The 15,643-nt window shown below is 59.3% G+C and carries 13 protein-coding genes; 11 read left to right on the forward strand and 2 right to left on the reverse strand.

Going from position 1 to position 15,643, the window contains the following annotated elements; translation table 11 throughout:
- Positions 1 to 41 precede the first annotated feature (41 nt).
- The 8 genes from C7J97_RS03650 (at position 42) to hslO (ending at position 8,466) form a co-directional block, all read left to right on the forward strand.
- Complete coding sequence (locus C7J97_RS03650; protein ID WP_005924002.1) at positions 42 to 263, forward strand: hypothetical protein; 222 nt, start codon at positions 42 to 44, stop codon at positions 261 to 263.
- Between the two features lie 86 nt (positions 264 to 349).
- Positions 350 to 1,090, forward strand: coding sequence for a YjjG family noncanonical pyrimidine nucleotidase (locus C7J97_RS03655; protein WP_113993221.1), 741 nt, complete (start codon positions 350 to 352; stop codon positions 1,088 to 1,090).
- A gap of 30 nt (positions 1,091 to 1,120) precedes the next feature.
- On the forward strand, positions 1,121 to 3,016 hold the full coding sequence (locus C7J97_RS03660) for an ABC-F family ATP-binding cassette domain-containing protein (protein ID WP_113993220.1): 1,896 nt from the start codon (positions 1,121 to 1,123) through the stop codon (positions 3,014 to 3,016).
- 15 nt (positions 3,017 to 3,031) lie between these two features.
- A complete protein-coding gene (locus C7J97_RS03665) occupies positions 3,032 to 3,577 on the forward strand; it encodes a Gx transporter family protein (protein ID WP_113621100.1) in 546 nt (181 codons plus the stop codon).
- Between the two features lie 140 nt (positions 3,578 to 3,717).
- Positions 3,718 to 6,171, forward strand: coding sequence for an endopeptidase La (lon, locus tag C7J97_RS03670; RefSeq protein WP_113993219.1), 2,454 nt, complete (start codon positions 3,718 to 3,720; stop codon positions 6,169 to 6,171).
- 20 nt (positions 6,172 to 6,191) lie between these two features.
- Complete coding sequence (gene yihA, locus C7J97_RS03675) at positions 6,192 to 6,794, forward strand: ribosome biogenesis GTP-binding protein YihA/YsxC (protein ID WP_005924021.1); 603 nt, start codon at positions 6,192 to 6,194, stop codon at positions 6,792 to 6,794.
- 4 nt (positions 6,795 to 6,798) lie between these two features.
- On the forward strand, positions 6,799 to 7,548 hold the full coding sequence (locus tag C7J97_RS03680) for a class I SAM-dependent DNA methyltransferase (RefSeq protein ID WP_015538112.1): 750 nt from the start codon (positions 6,799 to 6,801) through the stop codon (positions 7,546 to 7,548).
- Between the two features lie 3 nt (positions 7,549 to 7,551).
- Complete coding sequence (hslO, locus tag C7J97_RS03685) at positions 7,552 to 8,466, forward strand: Hsp33 family molecular chaperone HslO (RefSeq protein WP_113993218.1); 915 nt, start codon at positions 7,552 to 7,554, stop codon at positions 8,464 to 8,466.
- 230 nt (positions 8,467 to 8,696) lie between these two features.
- On the opposite strand, the gene C7J97_RS03690 is transcribed toward hslO, so the two are convergent.
- Entirely contained in the window at positions 8,697 to 9,833 is a 1,137-nt protein-coding gene (locus tag C7J97_RS03690; RefSeq protein ID WP_113993217.1) for a sporulation protein YqfD, read from the reverse strand.
- Positions 9,834 to 9,842: 9 nt separating this feature from the next.
- On the reverse strand, positions 9,843 to 10,130 hold the full coding sequence (locus C7J97_RS03695; protein WP_170126622.1) for a YabP/YqfC family sporulation protein: 288 nt from the start codon (positions 10,128 to 10,130) through the stop codon (positions 9,843 to 9,845).
- Positions 10,131 to 10,206: 76 nt separating this feature from the next.
- Between C7J97_RS03695 and C7J97_RS03700 the strand changes: the two genes are divergently transcribed.
- The 3 genes from C7J97_RS03700 (at position 10,207) to pheT (ending at position 15,127) form a co-directional block, all read left to right on the forward strand.
- On the forward strand, positions 10,207 to 11,328 hold the full coding sequence (locus C7J97_RS03700; RefSeq protein WP_113993216.1) for a hypothetical protein: 1,122 nt from the start codon (positions 10,207 to 10,209) through the stop codon (positions 11,326 to 11,328).
- A 346-nt stretch (positions 11,329 to 11,674) separates the two neighbouring features.
- A complete protein-coding gene (gene pheS / locus C7J97_RS03705) occupies positions 11,675 to 12,697 on the forward strand; it encodes a phenylalanine--tRNA ligase subunit alpha (protein ID WP_113993215.1) in 1,023 nt (340 codons plus the stop codon).
- An 18-nt stretch (positions 12,698 to 12,715) separates the two neighbouring features.
- Positions 12,716 to 15,127, forward strand: a complete 2,412-nt coding sequence (gene pheT / locus C7J97_RS03710) for a phenylalanine--tRNA ligase subunit beta (RefSeq protein ID WP_113993214.1) — start codon at positions 12,716 to 12,718, stop codon at positions 15,125 to 15,127.
- Positions 15,128 to 15,643 lie beyond the last annotated feature (516 nt).

Here is a 15,643-nt window from a genome sequence, read left to right on the forward strand (position 1 = left end):
CTTGCGCCGCATAGGCTGGCGGGAGAGGAAGGTGGAGCCTTATGTACTGGGAAGCGATGCGCACGCCCGCCCTGCCCGGCGAGTATGACGTGACCGACGGCAGCGTGGATTACTACGATACCGACTGGGAAAACGTGGATAACAGCGCACTGGAGGAAGAAATGCAGAAATGTGGTCTGACGCCCTGCGAGGGTAAAACAATGTGTCCGGACAACACCCCGGCACAAACAGACCTGTCTGCGTATGAGATCGTTTCTGAATAATGGGAAGCCAGCTCTGCCGGGGGTGGGGCTGGCTTCTCCCTGTTGATACACCAAAGTGGGAAATGCTGAAAAGAAAGTGAGATACTATGGCAAAATATTATTGCATCCTGTTCGATGCAGACAATACGCTGCTCAACTTTGACGCAGCGGAAAACAAGGCGCTGGCCGAAACGCTGGTGAACTACGGCATCGAGCCGGACGCCGAGACCGTGCAGACCTACCGCACCATCAACGAGGAACTGTGGCGGCAGCTGGAAAAAGGCCAGATCCGCCGCGAGAAGCTGTTCGGCGAGCGGTTCAGTCGCTTCTTAAAGACCATCGATGCCGCCGGTGACGGCGTGGAGATGAACCGTTTTTATCTGGAGCAGCTGTCCACCCACCCGGATCTGATGAGCCCGGAGGTGCTGGACGTGCTGCGGGAGCTTTCCGAGGTGGCAACGCTGGCCATCGTCAGCAACGGTGCCCAGAAAGTGCAGACCCGCCGTCTGGCAGAAAGCGGCGTGATGAATTTTATGGAGGATGTGTTCATCTCTGAGAAAATGGGCTGCGAAAAGCCCAATGCCCGCATCTTTGATGCCGCCTTGCGCGCACTGGGCGTGGAGAACCGGGAGCACGTTCTGATGGTGGGCGACAGCTTGGCCAGCGATGTTCAGGGCGGCAGCAACGCCGGGCTGGATACCTGTTGGTATAACCCCAACCACGCTGAGAACCCCGGTAAGGTGATCCCCACCTACGAGATCGCCAGTCTGGAGGAACTGTATCCGCTGGTGATGGAGCAGGAGGAACTGGCCAACGTTGGCCTGAAGAACCGCCGCCACCAGTGCTGAAACTTAAAAAACGGATAACGGAACAAAACTATGCTGATACATTTGGAAAAACTGGGTAAGACCTTTGGCGAAAAGGTGGTGTTGCACGATGTGACCGCCAGTGTCGAGCGGGAAGATCGCATCGGCATTGTGGGACAGAACGGTGCAGGCAAGACCACTCTGCTCAAGATCCTTACCGGCGAATATCAGGACTACGAGGGCGAGTTCAGTGTGACCCACGGGGTAACACTGGGCTATCTGGAGCAGAACGCAAAGCTGGACGCCACGCTGGATATCTACGGCGAGATGCGCGCCACTTTTGCCCCGGTGCTGGATGCCATGGCGCAGATGCAGATCTTGGAGCGCCGTATGGCTGCCCAGCCCGATAACGCCGACCTGCTGGCACAGCACGATGCCCTGCAAAACATCGTGGATGCCGCCGACGGCTACAACATGGACGTGAACATCAAAAAGGTGCTGTCCGGCATGGGTTTTGCACAGGATACATGGCAAAAGAACATTGCAGTGCTCTCCGGCGGTGAGCTGACGCGGCTGCGCCTGGCAAAGCTGCTGCTGGAAAAGCCCGATGTCCTCATTCTGGACGAGCCCACCAACCACTTGGACTTTGCCACTATGGAATGGCTGGAAAACTACCTCAAGGGCTACTCCGGCGCAGTGCTGGTGGTCAGCCACGACCGCTATTTTCTTGATAACGTCTGTACAAAGATCTGGGAGGTGTCCTTCCAGACCATGACCACCTACAAGGGCAACTTCTCGGCCTATCTGCCCCAGAAGGAAGCCGCCGATGTCCTGCGCCAGAAGCAGCACGATGCCGACGTGGCACTGGCTGAAAAGCTGCAGGACTATGTGGACCGCAACCTTGTGCGCGCCTCCACCACCAAAATGGCACAGAGCCGCCGCAAGCAGCTGGAAAAGCTGGAGATCACCGAGGCGCCCAAGGACGAGACCAACCAGCTGAAGTTCCGCTTTGAATATGACGTAGAACCGTGGAATGAGCTGGTGATGCTGAAAAACCTCAGCATCAAGATCGGGGAGCGCACCCTGCTGGAACCCTTTACCTATACGGTCTGCCGCGGGCAGCGGCTTATCATTGCCGGCCCCAACGGTGCGGGCAAATCCACCCTGATGCAGGTGCTGGACGGCAAGCGCCGCCCCTCCGGCGGCATGGTGCGGCTGGGCACCGGGGCGCGTCCCAGCATTTTTGCCCAGCAGCAGAACCGTCTGGGACAGGGCAGGGTCATTGATGTCATCTGGAACAAGTACCCCCGCATGACCGAGCTGGAAGTGCGCAGCCACCTTGCAAAGCTGGGCTTCCGGGGCGATACCGTGTTCAAGCCCTGTGAGGCATTGTCCGGCGGCGAGTTGGCGCGTCTGCGCTTTGCGGAGATCGTGCTGGAACGGCCGAACCTGCTGTTTTTGGACGAGCCTACCAACCACTTGGACATCTATACCCGCGAGAACCTGACTGAAGCACTGATGGCCTATACCGGCACCCTGCTGCTGGTCACCCACGACCGTCACCTGATGAACAGTCTGGCCTGTCCCATCCTCTACCTTGAGGACGGCAAGGCGGTGCTTTACCCCAGCTACGATGCCCTGATGGGTCGTGCCGCCCCGGCGCAGGCCGCCCAGAAAGCTGCCGAGCCTGCCAAGACCGGCTACGGCAAGGAACAGCGCCGCCGCCGCGCCGAGCTGCGCGCCAAGATCAAGGCCTGCGAGGACGAGATGGAGGCCTGCGGTGCACGCGAGGTGGAGCTGGACAACGAGATCAACTCCCCGGAGGTGTACAACGACCCTGACCTGCTGCGCCAGAAAAGCGATGAGCTGAGCGACCTGCGCTTCCATCAGGAGGAGCTTTTTGCCGCATGGGAAGCCGCCATGGAAGAGCAGGAAGCCTACGAGCAGACGCAGCAGCCCGAAGAATAAAGGAGCGTATCCTCTATGCCTAAAAATCACCGCAACTATCAAAAAACACGGCACATCGCCCTGTCCGGTCTGTTGTTTGCGCTGGCAATGGCGCTTTCCTTCATTGAAGGCACGCTGGTCATCCCGGGGCTTTTGCCGGGCATGAAGCTGGGGCTTGCCAACATCGTGGTCATGTACGCGTTGTTCTTCATGGGTCCCCGGCAGGCGCTGGTGCTGGATATACTCAAGGCATTGTTCGTCTTTCTGGTGTCCGGCTTCACGGCGGGCTTTCTCTCGCTGTGCGGCGGGCTTTTGTCCCTTGCGGTGATGTGGGTGCTGTACTATCTTCTGCCGGTGCGGCCCACATGGTTCATCCTGTCGGTCTGCGGCGCACTGGCGCATAACGTGGGGCAGCTGCTGGGCGCAGGGGTCATCATCTCCTCGTCCTTGTCGCTGTACTACGCGCCGGTCATGTTGGTGCTGGGGCTTGTCATGGGTGCGCTCACCTCGGTCACGCTGCGGGCGCTGCTGCCCGCGCTGGGCAAAATGGGCTTCAACACCCACGAAAACCGCCCCGAATGACCGACCATTTCGGCAGGGCAGTTGCATTTTGGCCGGAAATCTGTATAATAAGGAAACAACTGTATTTTTATCAAAAAGACCCCAAAGGATAGAGCTGCCGCAGCATGGGAACTTGAGCGGCAGTCGGGAGGTGTTTGTATATGTCTGAAAAAGTTACCATCAAGGTCGAGCGGAAGGAGCTCCATCTGCCCACCATCGCACTGCGCGGGCTGGTGGTGTTCCCTAACAACCTTGTTCATTTTGAAGTCGGGCGGGAAAAGAGCATTGCCGCTGTGGAGTGGGCTATGGCCAACAACTCTAACGTATTTCTGGTAGCCCAGAAGGAGATGGAGACCAGCGAGCCTACCCAGCAGGACCTGTACACCTACGGCGTAGTGGCCGAGGTCAAGCAGGTTCTGCGCGTGTCGGACGAGCTGGTCAAGGTGCTGGTGGAGGGCAAGTACCGCGCCAAGCTGACCGAGCTGGATACCACCGGCGATTTTCTGCTGTCTGCCGTGCGCTCCGCTCCGGTGCGCGCCGCAAAGCCCGAAGAGGCTGTGGAGACCGAAGCACTGCTCCGCGCCCTCAAGACCGGCTTTGACGAGTATCTGGGCATGAACCCGCGCCTTGCCAAGGACGTGGTGTTCACCATCGTTTCCAGCGATGACCCCATGTTCCTCACCGAGTATATGCCGGCAAACCTCTTGTTCCGCTATGAGGACAAGCAGGCTGTGATGAACGAAAACACCCTCAACGGCCGCCTGCAGCGCCTTGTGGAGATGCTGCGCCGTGAATGTCAGGTGATGAAGATCGAAAAGGAGATCGCGGAAAAGGTCAACGAGTCCATGGACAAGAACCAGCGCGATTACTACCTGCACGAGCAGCTGCACATCATCAACGACGAACTGGGCGAAGGGGATGATACCCACGCCGAGGCCGATGATTACCGCCGCAAGATCCTGGAGCTCCACCTTGCCGAGGACAGCGAGAAAAAGCTGCTCAAGGAGGTAGACCGCCTGTCCCGGATGCAGAGCAGCAATCAGGAAGCCACGGTCATCCGCACCTATCTGGATACCTGTCTGGATCTGCCGTGGAACACCATGACCGTGGATGATCTGGATATCCACCGCGCCCAGCAGATTTTGGATCGGGACCACTACGGCCTGAAAAAGGTCAAGGACCGCATTCTGGAAACGCTGGCCGTGCGCAAGCTGGCACCGGACGTGAAGGCACAGATCATCTGTCTGGTCGGCCCTCCGGGCGTTGGCAAGACCAGTATTGCGCGCTCCATCGCCGAAAGCCTTGGCCGCAAGTATGTGCGCATCAGTCTGGGCGGCGTGCGGGATGAAGCTGAGATCCGCGGCCACCGCCGCACCTACATCGGTGCCATGCCCGGCAAGATCATCAGCGCCATGATCACCGCCAAGTCCTCCAACCCCCTGATGCTTCTGGACGAGATCGACAAGCTGGCAGGGGACTTCCGGGGCGACCCGGCGGCAGCTCTGCTGGAGGCGCTGGACCCGGAGCAGAACAGCACCTTCAACGATCATTTCATTGATATCCCGTTTGATTTGAGCCATGTGCTCTTTATTACCACCGCGAACGACTTGGGCAGCATTCCCGGCCCGCTGCGGGACCGCATGGACGTCATCGAGCTGCCCAGCTATACCCGCGTGGAAAAATACAATATTGCCCGCAAGCACCTGCTGCCCAAGCAGCTCAAAGCCTGTGGCCTGACCGGTAAGGTCACCATGAACCAGAGCGCACTCTACGGCATCATCGACGGCTACACCCGCGAGGCCGGTGTGCGTAATCTGGAGCGTACCATCACCAGCGTGCTGCGCAAGTGCGCCCGCAAGATCGCCGCCGGCGAGGTGGAAAGCGTGGCGGTGACCGCCACCATGCTGGAGGAACTGCTGGGCCCCCGCATCGTCAAGCCGGACTTCCTCAACCGCACCAACGCCGTGGGCATCGCCAACGGTCTGGCATGGACCAGCGTAGGCGGCGAGACCCTGCCCATCGAGGTGCAGGTCATGGACAACGGCACCGGCAAGATCACGGTCACCGGCTCTCTGGGCGATGTGATGAAGGAGAGCGCACAGCTGGCAGTCACTTGGGTGCGCGTCCACGCCGAGGAATACGGCATCGACCCCGAGCGGCTGAAGAAGTGCGACCTGCACATCCACGCCCCGGAGGGTGCTGTGCCCAAGGACGGCCCTTCTGCCGGCGTCACCCTGACCACGGCACTGGTATCCTGCCTGTCCGGCGTACCGGTGCGCGGCGATGTGGCCATGACCGGCGAGATCACCCTGCACGGCAATGTGCTGCCCATCGGCGGTCTGCGGGAAAAGAGCATGGCTGCCTACCGTGAGGGTATGAAGACCGTGCTCATCCCCAAGGATAACGAGCCTGATCTGTATGACGTGGACGAGGAGGTCAAGAAGAATCTGACCTTCCTGCCCATGCAGAACCTTTCGCAGGTGCTGGCTGCCGCCCTGCTCAAGCCGAAGGCAGCAAAGAGCACCGCAGGCCGCCCTCGCACCAAAAAGTCCAAAACAGGGGAAAGCCGCATTCCCGCCGCGCCTGAGAAGAACCAGCCGGGCGCTGTCTGCTGAAAAACAGAAAGGAACACGCCATGATCTTCAATAAAGCCGATTTTATTGCCAGCTATGGCATTTCCAGCCAGCTGCCCGAAAGTGACCGCCCGGAACTGAGCTTTTCGGGGCGCTCCAACGTGGGCAAATCCAGCCTGATCAACAAGCTGTGCAGCCGCAAAAATCTGGCGCGCGTGTCCAGTACGCCGGGCAAAACGGCTACCATCAACTTCTATTCGGTGGACGACTGCTACTTTGTGGACCTGCCGGGCTACGGCTATGCCAAGGTGAGCAATGCCGACCGCGAGCGCTGGGATGACCTCATCAACAGCTACTTCGAGGCGCCCCGCCACCACACCCTGCTGGTGCAGCTGCTGGACTGCCGCCATGCCCCCAGCGCAGACGACTTACAGATGCTGCGCTACCTGCACTACCACCGCATCCCCTATGTGGTGGCACTGACCAAGGCGGATAAACTTAAAAAGAGCCAGCTTGCCAAAACGCAGGAGGACTTTGAAAACATCTGCCGCCCCTACGGCTGCCAGAAAGTGGTGCTGACCAGCGGCGAAAACGGCTACGGCATCCCGGAGCTGCAAGCAGTACTCAACGCCGCAGTGGCTGCGGAAAACGAGGAAGCGGAGTAACGCCATGGCTTACAACGAATTTGCCTATTTTTACGATGAATTCAACGGCGAAGCGGACTACGATGCCCTGTATAGCCAGATCCATACAAAGCTGGAAGCCCACGGCATCCACGACGGCATTGTGGCCGACCTTGGCTGCGGCACCGGGGAACTGACCCTGATGCTGACGCAGGCGGGCTACGATATGATCGGCATCGACCAGTCGGAGGAGATGCTCTGCGTGGTGCGGGATAAGGCCGAGCAGCTGGGACTTTCCGGTCGCTTGCTGCTGCTCCGGCAGGACCTGCTCAAGCTGGATCTCTACGGCACCATCCGGGCGGCGGTATCCACCTTTGATACCTTCAACCACATCCCGGATCTGGATACCGCCATTGCCAACGCGGGCTTTTTCATGGAAAAGGGCGGGGTGTTCCTGTTTGATATGAACACCCCCTATAAGCACCGGAAGGTTCTGGGCGATAACGAATTCACCTTTGAGGAAGAGGATGCTGCCTGCGTGTGGCGCAACCACTATAACGCCGCCGACCGCAAGGTGGAGATCACGGTGGACATTGATTATCACGAGACCGGCGAGCATTTCCACGAGGAATTCTGCGAGTATACCTATGATCTGGCTACCATCCGTGCGGCGCTGGAAAAGCACGGTTTTGCACTGGAAAGCGTCTGCGATGGCGAGACTTTCGGCCCGCTGACCGAGGAAAGCCAGCGCTACTTCTTCTGCGCAACAAAACAGTATACACAACTGGAGGAATAACCTATGGCAAACCTGATCCGCGGCCTGTCCGAAAACGGCGGTGTCGTGTTCTGCGGTGTGGATTCCACCGATATTGTCCGTAAAGCAGAAAAGCTTCACACCACAAGCGCCACCTGCAGCGCGGCACTGGGCCGTCTGCTCACGGGTGCTACCCTGATGGGCTCCATGCTCAAGGATGACCGCGACCGCATCACCCTGCGTGTGGCAGGCGGCGGCCCTGCGGGCGTGCTCATTGCCTGCACCGACGGCACCGGCAACGTGAAGGGCTGCATTGACAACCCGCTGGTGGAGCTGCCCGCCAAAGCCAACGGCCACTTGGACGTGGGCACTGCCGTGGGCAAGGACGGCGTGCTGACCGTCATCCGGGATAACCGCCTGCAAAAGGAGCCCACGGTCGGGCAGGTGCCGCTGGTATCCGGCGAGATTGCTGAGGATCTGACCAGCTACTATGCCTACAGCGAGCAGGTGCCCACCGTGATGGCACTGGGCGTGCTGGTGGACAAAGACCTGTCCATTCTCTGCGCCGGTGGTTTTATGGTACAGCTGCTGCCCGGCGCTACCGATGCTGTAATCGACCAGCTGGAAAAGAACATCAGCGCCATGCCCTCTGTCACCGAGCTGCTCCATGCCGGCAAAACCCCCGAGGACATGATGCAGATGGCGCTGGCAGGCTTTGTCCCCAATGTGCTGGACGAGCGCACGGTGCAGTACCAGTGCGATTGCAGCGCCGAGCGCACCAAGGAGATGCTGCTCAGCCTTGGCCGTGCAGAGCTTGTGCGTATGCGGGACGAGGACCCCAACTGTGAGGTGGTGTGCCACTTCTGCCACAGCAAGTACCAGTACGACCTGAACGCCCTGCTTGCCGAGTACGATGCACAGGCTGCACAGGCCGCTGAAGCCGAACATCCCGTACAATAAAAAAATCTGCTTTTCAAAAGGCGGCTGCGCAGTTATGTGCAGCCGCCTTTTTTGCTTCTGCGTTTCCGAAGCAAGTTGCTTTTATAGCTGAAGCTTTCCCTCTCGACCCCTCTCGTGAAAAGACAGGTCTGGAAAATCCGCAGATTTTCCAGACCTGTAAATAAACAATAATCTTTCCACTGAACATGGTCAGAGCAAAGCGGAGACCATTCCAAATCGTCCGCCTTTTGTTATGTGCAGATATCTGCCGCCACGGTATACACCGCATTGTAATGCAACGTTTCCTCCTGCACGGTGCATGCCTCCCGGCGGGCGAGGATGTCGGCATCCGGGAAAGCATCGTGCAGTGCCCGCAGCCCTTGCAGCCGCGCCAGCGTAAGCGCCTGCGCCTCGGTGCGGTAGATCGTCTCTAGCTGCTGCCCGTAATAGGTGGTCTCCTCCACCGCGCAGGGCAGGGGCAGACCGAAAACCTCTAATTGCAGATGCCGGGTGCGGCACAGCCCATCTCCATCGGGTGCGGAGGGCGAAAGTGCGGCAGAGTGCCCCGCGAAAAACAGCCGGTAATTTGTTTTGTTTTCGCCGGTCAGCAGCGACATCGTCTCTGCCAGCGGAACGCTCTGGTCTGTCTGCCACTCCAACTGCGCCACCACTGTGCCTGCCGCCGGGGCAAAGATAAGGCTGCCGTCCCGCTCGCTGCGTGCCGTGCCGATCAACCCCTGCCCGGCCTCTACGGTCTGCCCGGGGGCTACCAGCATAGTGCCGCTGGCAAGATTTGTACGCAGCACCGTTCCCTTGCACTTTGCCCGCAGCCCGTGCAGGGTGCCTGCGGCAATTTCAGGGCGTGCACGCGCAGGAGCGGCCTCCAACACAAGTCGTCCTTTTTCAAAATTCAGGCTTGCCCACGAGAACTCGCCGCTTTCCAGCAGGGCGTACTCTCCGGTGCGCAGCAGCTCCTCGGTTACGGCAGTGCCGGGCTGCAAGCCGCAGCTGCGCAGCACTGCACCCGCCCGCGTCCGCTGTCCGGTGGTCAGGCTGCCGTAGTCCACCGCCCATATAAGCCCTTGCAGCCAGAGCAGTACCAGCCCCCAAGCGACAAGCCCAGCCCATAGCCCCTTGCGCCGCAGCAGCGGACGCAGCAAAAAATACAGCCCTTTCCGTTTTTCTACCCGCAGCCGCACCCGCCTGTGCCGGGCAAGTGCGGCCAGCCGTCGGTACTGCCATGCTGCGCAATGGCCGTAAAAGCCGCCGGGCAGGGAAAAAATACCGTATAAATGCAGCCCTTGTCCGGCGGCATCGGTCAAAAGTGCCTCGGGGCTGCCGTTCCGGGCGGTAAAGCGCACCCCCGCCCAAAGGCTTGCAGCTTCCATGATGGCCTCCTATTCATCGGAAAAATCGGTGCGCAAAAACTGCCCCTGTACTGTCAGCCGGGCGGCGGTCAGGGTACAGATGCGCAGTCCGCTGCCGTATACCGTGAACCGCCCCTTTGCCAGCCGCAGGCACAGCTTGTTTTCATCAAAAAACAACACCGTGCAAAAATGCTCTATCTCCATCCGGTCGCCACTCAGGTATACGGCAGGGCGGCTGTAAAACCCGGGCGGCGGCTGTCGGAACAGCCCACGCAGCCAGTCGCCCGGGGTGCGCCGGTCGTGGTGTGCTCTGGCCATCGTTGTCCCTCCCGTCCCGCGCCTTGTACATTGCACAGCCCATGCTTCCATATATATGGAGTGGGAGGGCGTGCTTATGAGTAAAAGCTGCAAACCGCTGCATCCTGAGCTTTTTTTGCTGGGTGCAGCCACGGCGGTTCTGGTATTTGCGGCGCCGCAGACCTGTGCGGATGCCTTGCGGCAGGGTCTTGCGCTCTGCGGCGGGCCGCTGCTGGTGTCGCTGTTTCCGTTTCTGGTGGTGTCGGCGCTTATCATGCGTAGCGGCGCGGGCGAGGTGTTGGGTGTGCTGCTCTGGCCGGTGGTGCGTTGCATCGGTCTGCACAGCCGCAGCGCAGGCAGTGTGCTGCTCATCGGCCTTGTGGGCGGCTTTGCCCCTGCCGCTACTGCCACTGCCGAGGCAGTTCGCAGCAGGGAACTGACCTCGCAGGAGGCTTCGGCTTTGCTGCCCGCCTGCATCTGCTCCGGACCATCCTTTGTTATTCTGACGGTAGGGGAGCAGCTGCTGGGCAGCCGTACGGCGGGGGTGTGTCTGTTTGCCGCACAGGTACTGGCGGGCTGGCTGACGGCGGCACTGCTCTGCCGTGTTCGCGGCATACCGGAGCCTTTGTCCGCACCGCCCGCTGCTGCGCAAACTGAACCGCCGCCGGCGCTGGATGCTATCCTTGCGCAAGCAGCGGTGACCTACCTGAAATTGTGCGGCTTTGTGCTGTATTTCCGGCTGCTGGCGGCAGGCTGCGGGCTGCTGCTGCCCGCAGCATTTGCACCCTTTCCGGCCATGCTGCTGGAAGTGTGCTCCGGCTGCGATTACGCCGCCCGCACCGGTCTGTGGGCAAGCGGGCTGTGCTGCGCCGCACTCAGCGTGCAGGGCGCTTCGGTGCTGCTGCAAGTGCGCACCCTCTGCCCGCCGGAGGTCTCGTTCAAACCCTTATTATGGGGCAGGGCGCTGCACCTGCCGCTTTCGCTGGCGCTGTTTTATCTGGGCTTACCGCAGAGCTCTGTGGAAAGCTTCAACACTCTGTGCGCCCGGGTGGTGCCCATGCAGCGCGTGCCGACAGATTGTGCCCTGCTGGTGTTCGCGGTGTGCTGCATCACGGCCTGCGAGGCCTGCCGCCTGACCGGAAAGAGGGCACAAAATGCAGCTCCGGCAAACAAAAACCGCTCAGCGGCTTGCAAACCGCCGCAAAATGTGGTAACATAATCCTTGGTTATCATATTATCAAACGCAGCGACGGAGAGAGTAGGCGCTGTCTGCACGGCAAAGAGAGAAGCTTCACCGGCTGAAAGGGCTTCCATGTGCGGCAGGGGCTGAAGTTCGCTTCCGAGCGGTCTGCGCGAACGATGCGGATGCATCTATTAGCACAGGACGGTTGCGCCCCGTTACGGCGTTTGAGCGCCGTCTGCCTTTGTGCAGACGGAAACCGGGTGGTACCGCGGAGCAGAAATGGTTACAGCTTCGTCCCTTTTGCCTGAGCAGTCGGGCAGGGGACGGAGCTTTTTTGTTATACTCCGCTCCATGAACACAAAGAATAAAGGAGAGAAAATCCATGCAAGCAATGATCGATGAGCTGGCCAAGCAGGCCGCTGAAAGCCTTGGTCAGGTGTCCAGCAAGGAGACGCTGGCTTCCTTCTGGCAGGAATACCTCAGCAAAAACGGCAAGATCCCTGCCCTGATGAAGAATCTGCGCACCGTTGCGCCGGAAGAACGCCCCGCCATGGGCAAGATCATCAATGAACTCAAGCAGAAGGTGCAGGCAGACTACGATGCCGCCGCTGAGGCCGTGAAGCAGGCAGAACTTGCTGCCCGCAACGCCGCCGAGACGGTGGATATCACCCTGCCCGCCAAGACCCGCCCCGTGGGCGGTCTGCACCCCCTGACGCTGGTCACCAACCAGATCATCGACGTGTTCTCCGGCATGGGCTTTGCCGTGGCAGATGCCCCGGAGATCGAGGATGACGACCACAACTTCACCCGCCTGAACGTGCCCAAGGATCACCCCGCCCGCGATATGCAGGATACCTTCTATCTGTCCGATGAGTTTCTGCTGCGCACCCAGACTTCTGGTGGTCAGATCCGCACCATGGACAGCCAGAAGCCGCCCATCAAGGTGCTGATCCCCGGCCGTGTGTTCCGCTCTGACTCGGACGCTACCCACAGCCCCATGTTCCACCAGATGGAAGGTCTGGTCGTGGATAAGGGCATCACGCTGGGCGATCTGCAGGGCGCACTGAACACCTTCGTGCAGAAGATGTTCGGTGCCGACACCCGCACCCGCCTGCGTCCCTCCTACTTCCCGTTCACCGAGCCCAGCGTGGAGGTGGACGTAAGCTGCTTCGAGTGCCACGGCAAGGGCTGCCCCTTGTGCAAGCACACCGGCTGGATCGAAGTGCTGGGCGGCGGCGTTGTCAACCGTAAGGTGCTGGAAAACTGCAACATTGACCCGGACGAGTACTCCGGCTTCGCCTTCGGCATCGGCATCGAGCGTATCGCCATGCTGAAGTATGGCATCAACAACATCGGTCTGATGTTCGAGAACAATCTGCAGTTCCTCAAGCAGTTCCACGAATAAGAGGGGAGAGAACAAACAATGAAAGTACCTTTCAGTTGGTTAAAAGAATTCGTTGATATCGATGTCACCGCACAGGAGCTGGAGGAGAAGCTGTTCTCCTGCGGCTTCGAGGTAGAAGAGCTCATCCCGCTGGATGCCGGCATCAGCAAGGTGGTCGTCGGCAAGATCGTGGAGATGGAAAAGCAGGAGGGCACCCACCTGACCAAGTGTGTGGTGGACTGCGGCGCTTACGGCCACGAGATCCGCATCAGCACCGGTGCCGCCAACATGAAGCTGGGCGATTGCGTGCCCACCGCACTGGATGGTTCCACCCTGCCCGGCGGCATCACCATCAAGGCCCGCAAGATGCAGGGCGTGGAGTCCAACGGTATGCTGTGCTCCGGCGCAGAGCTGGGTCTGAACGATGATCTGTTCCCGGGCTCTGAGGTCTACGGTCTGCTCATTCTGCCCGAGGATTCTGTCCCCGGCACCGACATCGCCCCCGTGGTGGGTCTGGACGACTACATCTTTGATATCTCTATCACCGCCAACCGTCCGGACTGCCAGTCCGTTCTGGGCATTGCCCGCGAGGTGGCTGCTGTTCTGGGCAAGCCCCTGCACATGCCAGCCATGGACTACAAGGCAGTCTGCGAGCCGGATGCTCCCATCACCGTCAAGGTGGAGGCCCCGGAGCTGTGCCCCCGCTACATGGCACACTATGTCCGCAACATCCGCATGGGCGAGTCTCCCCGTTGGATGAAGCGCCATCTGGCGCTGTGCGGCCTGCGCTCCATCAGCAACGTGGTGGATATCACCAACCACACCCTGCTGGAAATGGGTCAGCCCATGCACGCCTTTGACCTGAACAAGGTCGCCGGCCGCACCATTGATGTGCGCCGCGCCCACGAGGGCGAAAAGATCGTCACGCTGGACGAGAAGGAGTTCACCCTGAACCCCAACAATCTGGTCATTTGCGATGCCGAAAAGCCGGTGGCACTGGCCGGTATCATGGGCGGCGCAAACTCCGGCATGGACGATAACACCACCAGCCTGCTGTTCGAGTGCGCTACTTTTGCCCGTGACAGCGTGCGTAAGACCAGCCGTGCACTGGGTCAGAACAGCGATTCCTCTGCCCGCTACGAGAAGGGCGTGGATCGCTATTCTCCGCAGCTGGGTCTGGCACGCGCTCTGCACCTGATCCAGCAGCTGGATTGCGGTGATATCACCACGCTGGAATACGACCTGACCGATGGCCGTCCGCTGGAGCGCAAGCACATCGTCGCCACCCCGGCAAAGATCTGCGGCGTGCTGGGCATCACCGTGCCCGACCAGACCATGATCGACATCCTGCAGCGTCTGGAGTTCACCGTGGATGTGCAGGCCGATGGCAGCTGGGACGTGTCCGCACCCCTGTACCGTGATGACGTGGAAAGCTTCCCTGATCTGGCCGAGGAGGTCATCCGTGAGTACGGCTACGACCATATCGTGCCCACCTTCCTGAACACTGCTTCCGTTACCAACGGCGGCCTGAGCTATGACCAGAAGCAGCAGCTCAAGACCAAGCGTCTGCTGGCTGCACAGGGCTTCTACGAGGCCTCCACGCTGGCTTTCTACTCCAACGCCGAGCTGGATATGCTGCATATCCCCGCCGAGGACGAAGCCCGTAAGGCTATCCGTATCCTGAACCCCATCAGCGAGAACCTGTCCATCATGCGCACCCTGCTGACCCCCTCCATGCTGAACGTCATCGTGGACAACCTGAAAAAGGGCAACGCTGAGGGTCGCCTGTTCGAGATGGCACCGGTCTATCTGGCCAAGGAACTGCCTATCAATGAGCACCCCCACGAGCGTCAGACTCTCTGCATCGGTGCCTTCGGCCCCGAGGAGGACTTCTTCACCGTCAAGGGCGCGCTGGAAGCACTGGCAGCCGGTTTTGGCCTGACCTTCGACTATCAGCGCGAGACCGCCGCATGGCTGCACCCCGGCATCAGCGCCGCCGTGTACTGCAACGGTAAGCGTCTGGGCGTGTTCGGCAAGCTTGCCAACGAGATCAACGCAGAGCTGGAGATCGCCAAGGAGCAGAAGGACAGCCAGAACATCTATCTGGGCGAGCTGGACTACGAGGCTCTGATGTCCTGCGTAGAGGGCGAGCTGCGCTATAAGCCTCTCAGCTCCTATGCGCCGGTTAAGCGCGATCTGGCTCTGGTCTGCGGCGAGGCTGTATCCTGCGGCGAGATCGAGGAGACCATCCGCAAGGCCAGCCCGCTGGTCAGCGAGGTCAAGCTGTTCGATATCTATCGCGGCGCTAACCTTGGCGATGGCAAAAAGAGCATGGCCTTTAGCCTGTCCCTGTCTGATCCCAAGAAGGAAGTCTCTGCTGAGGAAGTGGAGCGCGTGGTCAAAAAGATCCTCGGCAACCTGAAGTTCAAGCTGGGTATCGAAATCCGTTAAAAGCATATTATATAAGTAATTATATATAGAACAAAGGCCGTCTGTGCAATGCATGGACGGCCTTTTTACATGGAGAAGAGGGGGTGAGTACAATATAAGTGAAGCAAACTCAATTTTCTTTCAAAAAAGATGTCAAAAAGTGTTGACAAGAGCACCGGGGTGTGGTATTATACTTGAGCGCCAAGCGCTGAGACAAAAGAATGACTTCTCAAAGCTCAGCAGGAAGCCCTTGAAAAGAACCAATAGACGCTGAAAAGTTCCGGCTGATACCGAGAAACCTGAAACGCTCCAAGTTCGAAAAACTTCAAAAGCTTCTCAAAAAAGTGCTTGACAATTTATCACGAAAGTGATAAAATAATCAAGTCGTCAGCCGCAAGGCTGAGGCGCACAGGACCTTGAAAATTGAACAATATCGAAAGAACTTGTAACGGAACCTATATTCGTGTTGGAAAAACACGGTAAACAATTCCAAACAAAAGTAATTCACACAGGACGCAAGCGATTGCGTGCTGAGCG

The sequence above is a fragment of the Faecalibacterium prausnitzii genome (genome assembly GCF_003324185.1).
GTDB lineage: Bacteria > Bacillota > Clostridia > Oscillospirales > Ruminococcaceae > Faecalibacterium > Faecalibacterium prausnitzii.

Bases quoted from the DNA above. Each gene is read 5' to 3' on its own strand.
- C7J97_RS03650 (WP_005924002.1), top strand. From the start codon at position 42: ATGTACTGGGAAGCGATGCGCACGCCCGCCCTGCCCGGCGAGTATGAC.
- C7J97_RS03655 (WP_113993221.1), top strand. From the start codon at position 350: ATGGCAAAATATTATTGCATCCTGTTCGATGCAGACAATACGCTGCTC.
- C7J97_RS03660 (WP_113993220.1), top strand. From the start codon at position 1,121: ATGCTGATACATTTGGAAAAACTGGGTAAGACCTTTGGCGAAAAGGTG.
- C7J97_RS03665 (WP_113621100.1), top strand. From the start codon at position 3,032: ATGCCTAAAAATCACCGCAACTATCAAAAAACACGGCACATCGCCCTG.
- lon (WP_113993219.1), top strand. From the start codon at position 3,718: ATGTCTGAAAAAGTTACCATCAAGGTCGAGCGGAAGGAGCTCCATCTG.
- yihA (WP_005924021.1), top strand. From the start codon at position 6,192: ATGATCTTCAATAAAGCCGATTTTATTGCCAGCTATGGCATTTCCAGC.
- C7J97_RS03680 (WP_015538112.1), top strand. From the start codon at position 6,799: ATGGCTTACAACGAATTTGCCTATTTTTACGATGAATTCAACGGCGAA.
- hslO (WP_113993218.1), top strand. From the start codon at position 7,552: ATGGCAAACCTGATCCGCGGCCTGTCCGAAAACGGCGGTGTCGTGTTC.
- C7J97_RS03690 (WP_113993217.1), bottom strand. From the start codon at position 9,833: ATGGAAGCTGCAAGCCTTTGGGCGGGGGTGCGCTTTACCGCCCGGAAC.
- C7J97_RS03695 (WP_170126622.1), bottom strand. From the start codon at position 10,130: ATGGCCAGAGCACACCACGACCGGCGCACCCCGGGCGACTGGCTGCGT.
- C7J97_RS03700 (WP_113993216.1), top strand. From the start codon at position 10,207: ATGAGTAAAAGCTGCAAACCGCTGCATCCTGAGCTTTTTTTGCTGGGT.
- pheS (WP_113993215.1), top strand. From the start codon at position 11,675: ATGCAAGCAATGATCGATGAGCTGGCCAAGCAGGCCGCTGAAAGCCTT.
- pheT (WP_113993214.1), top strand. From the start codon at position 12,716: ATGAAAGTACCTTTCAGTTGGTTAAAAGAATTCGTTGATATCGATGTC.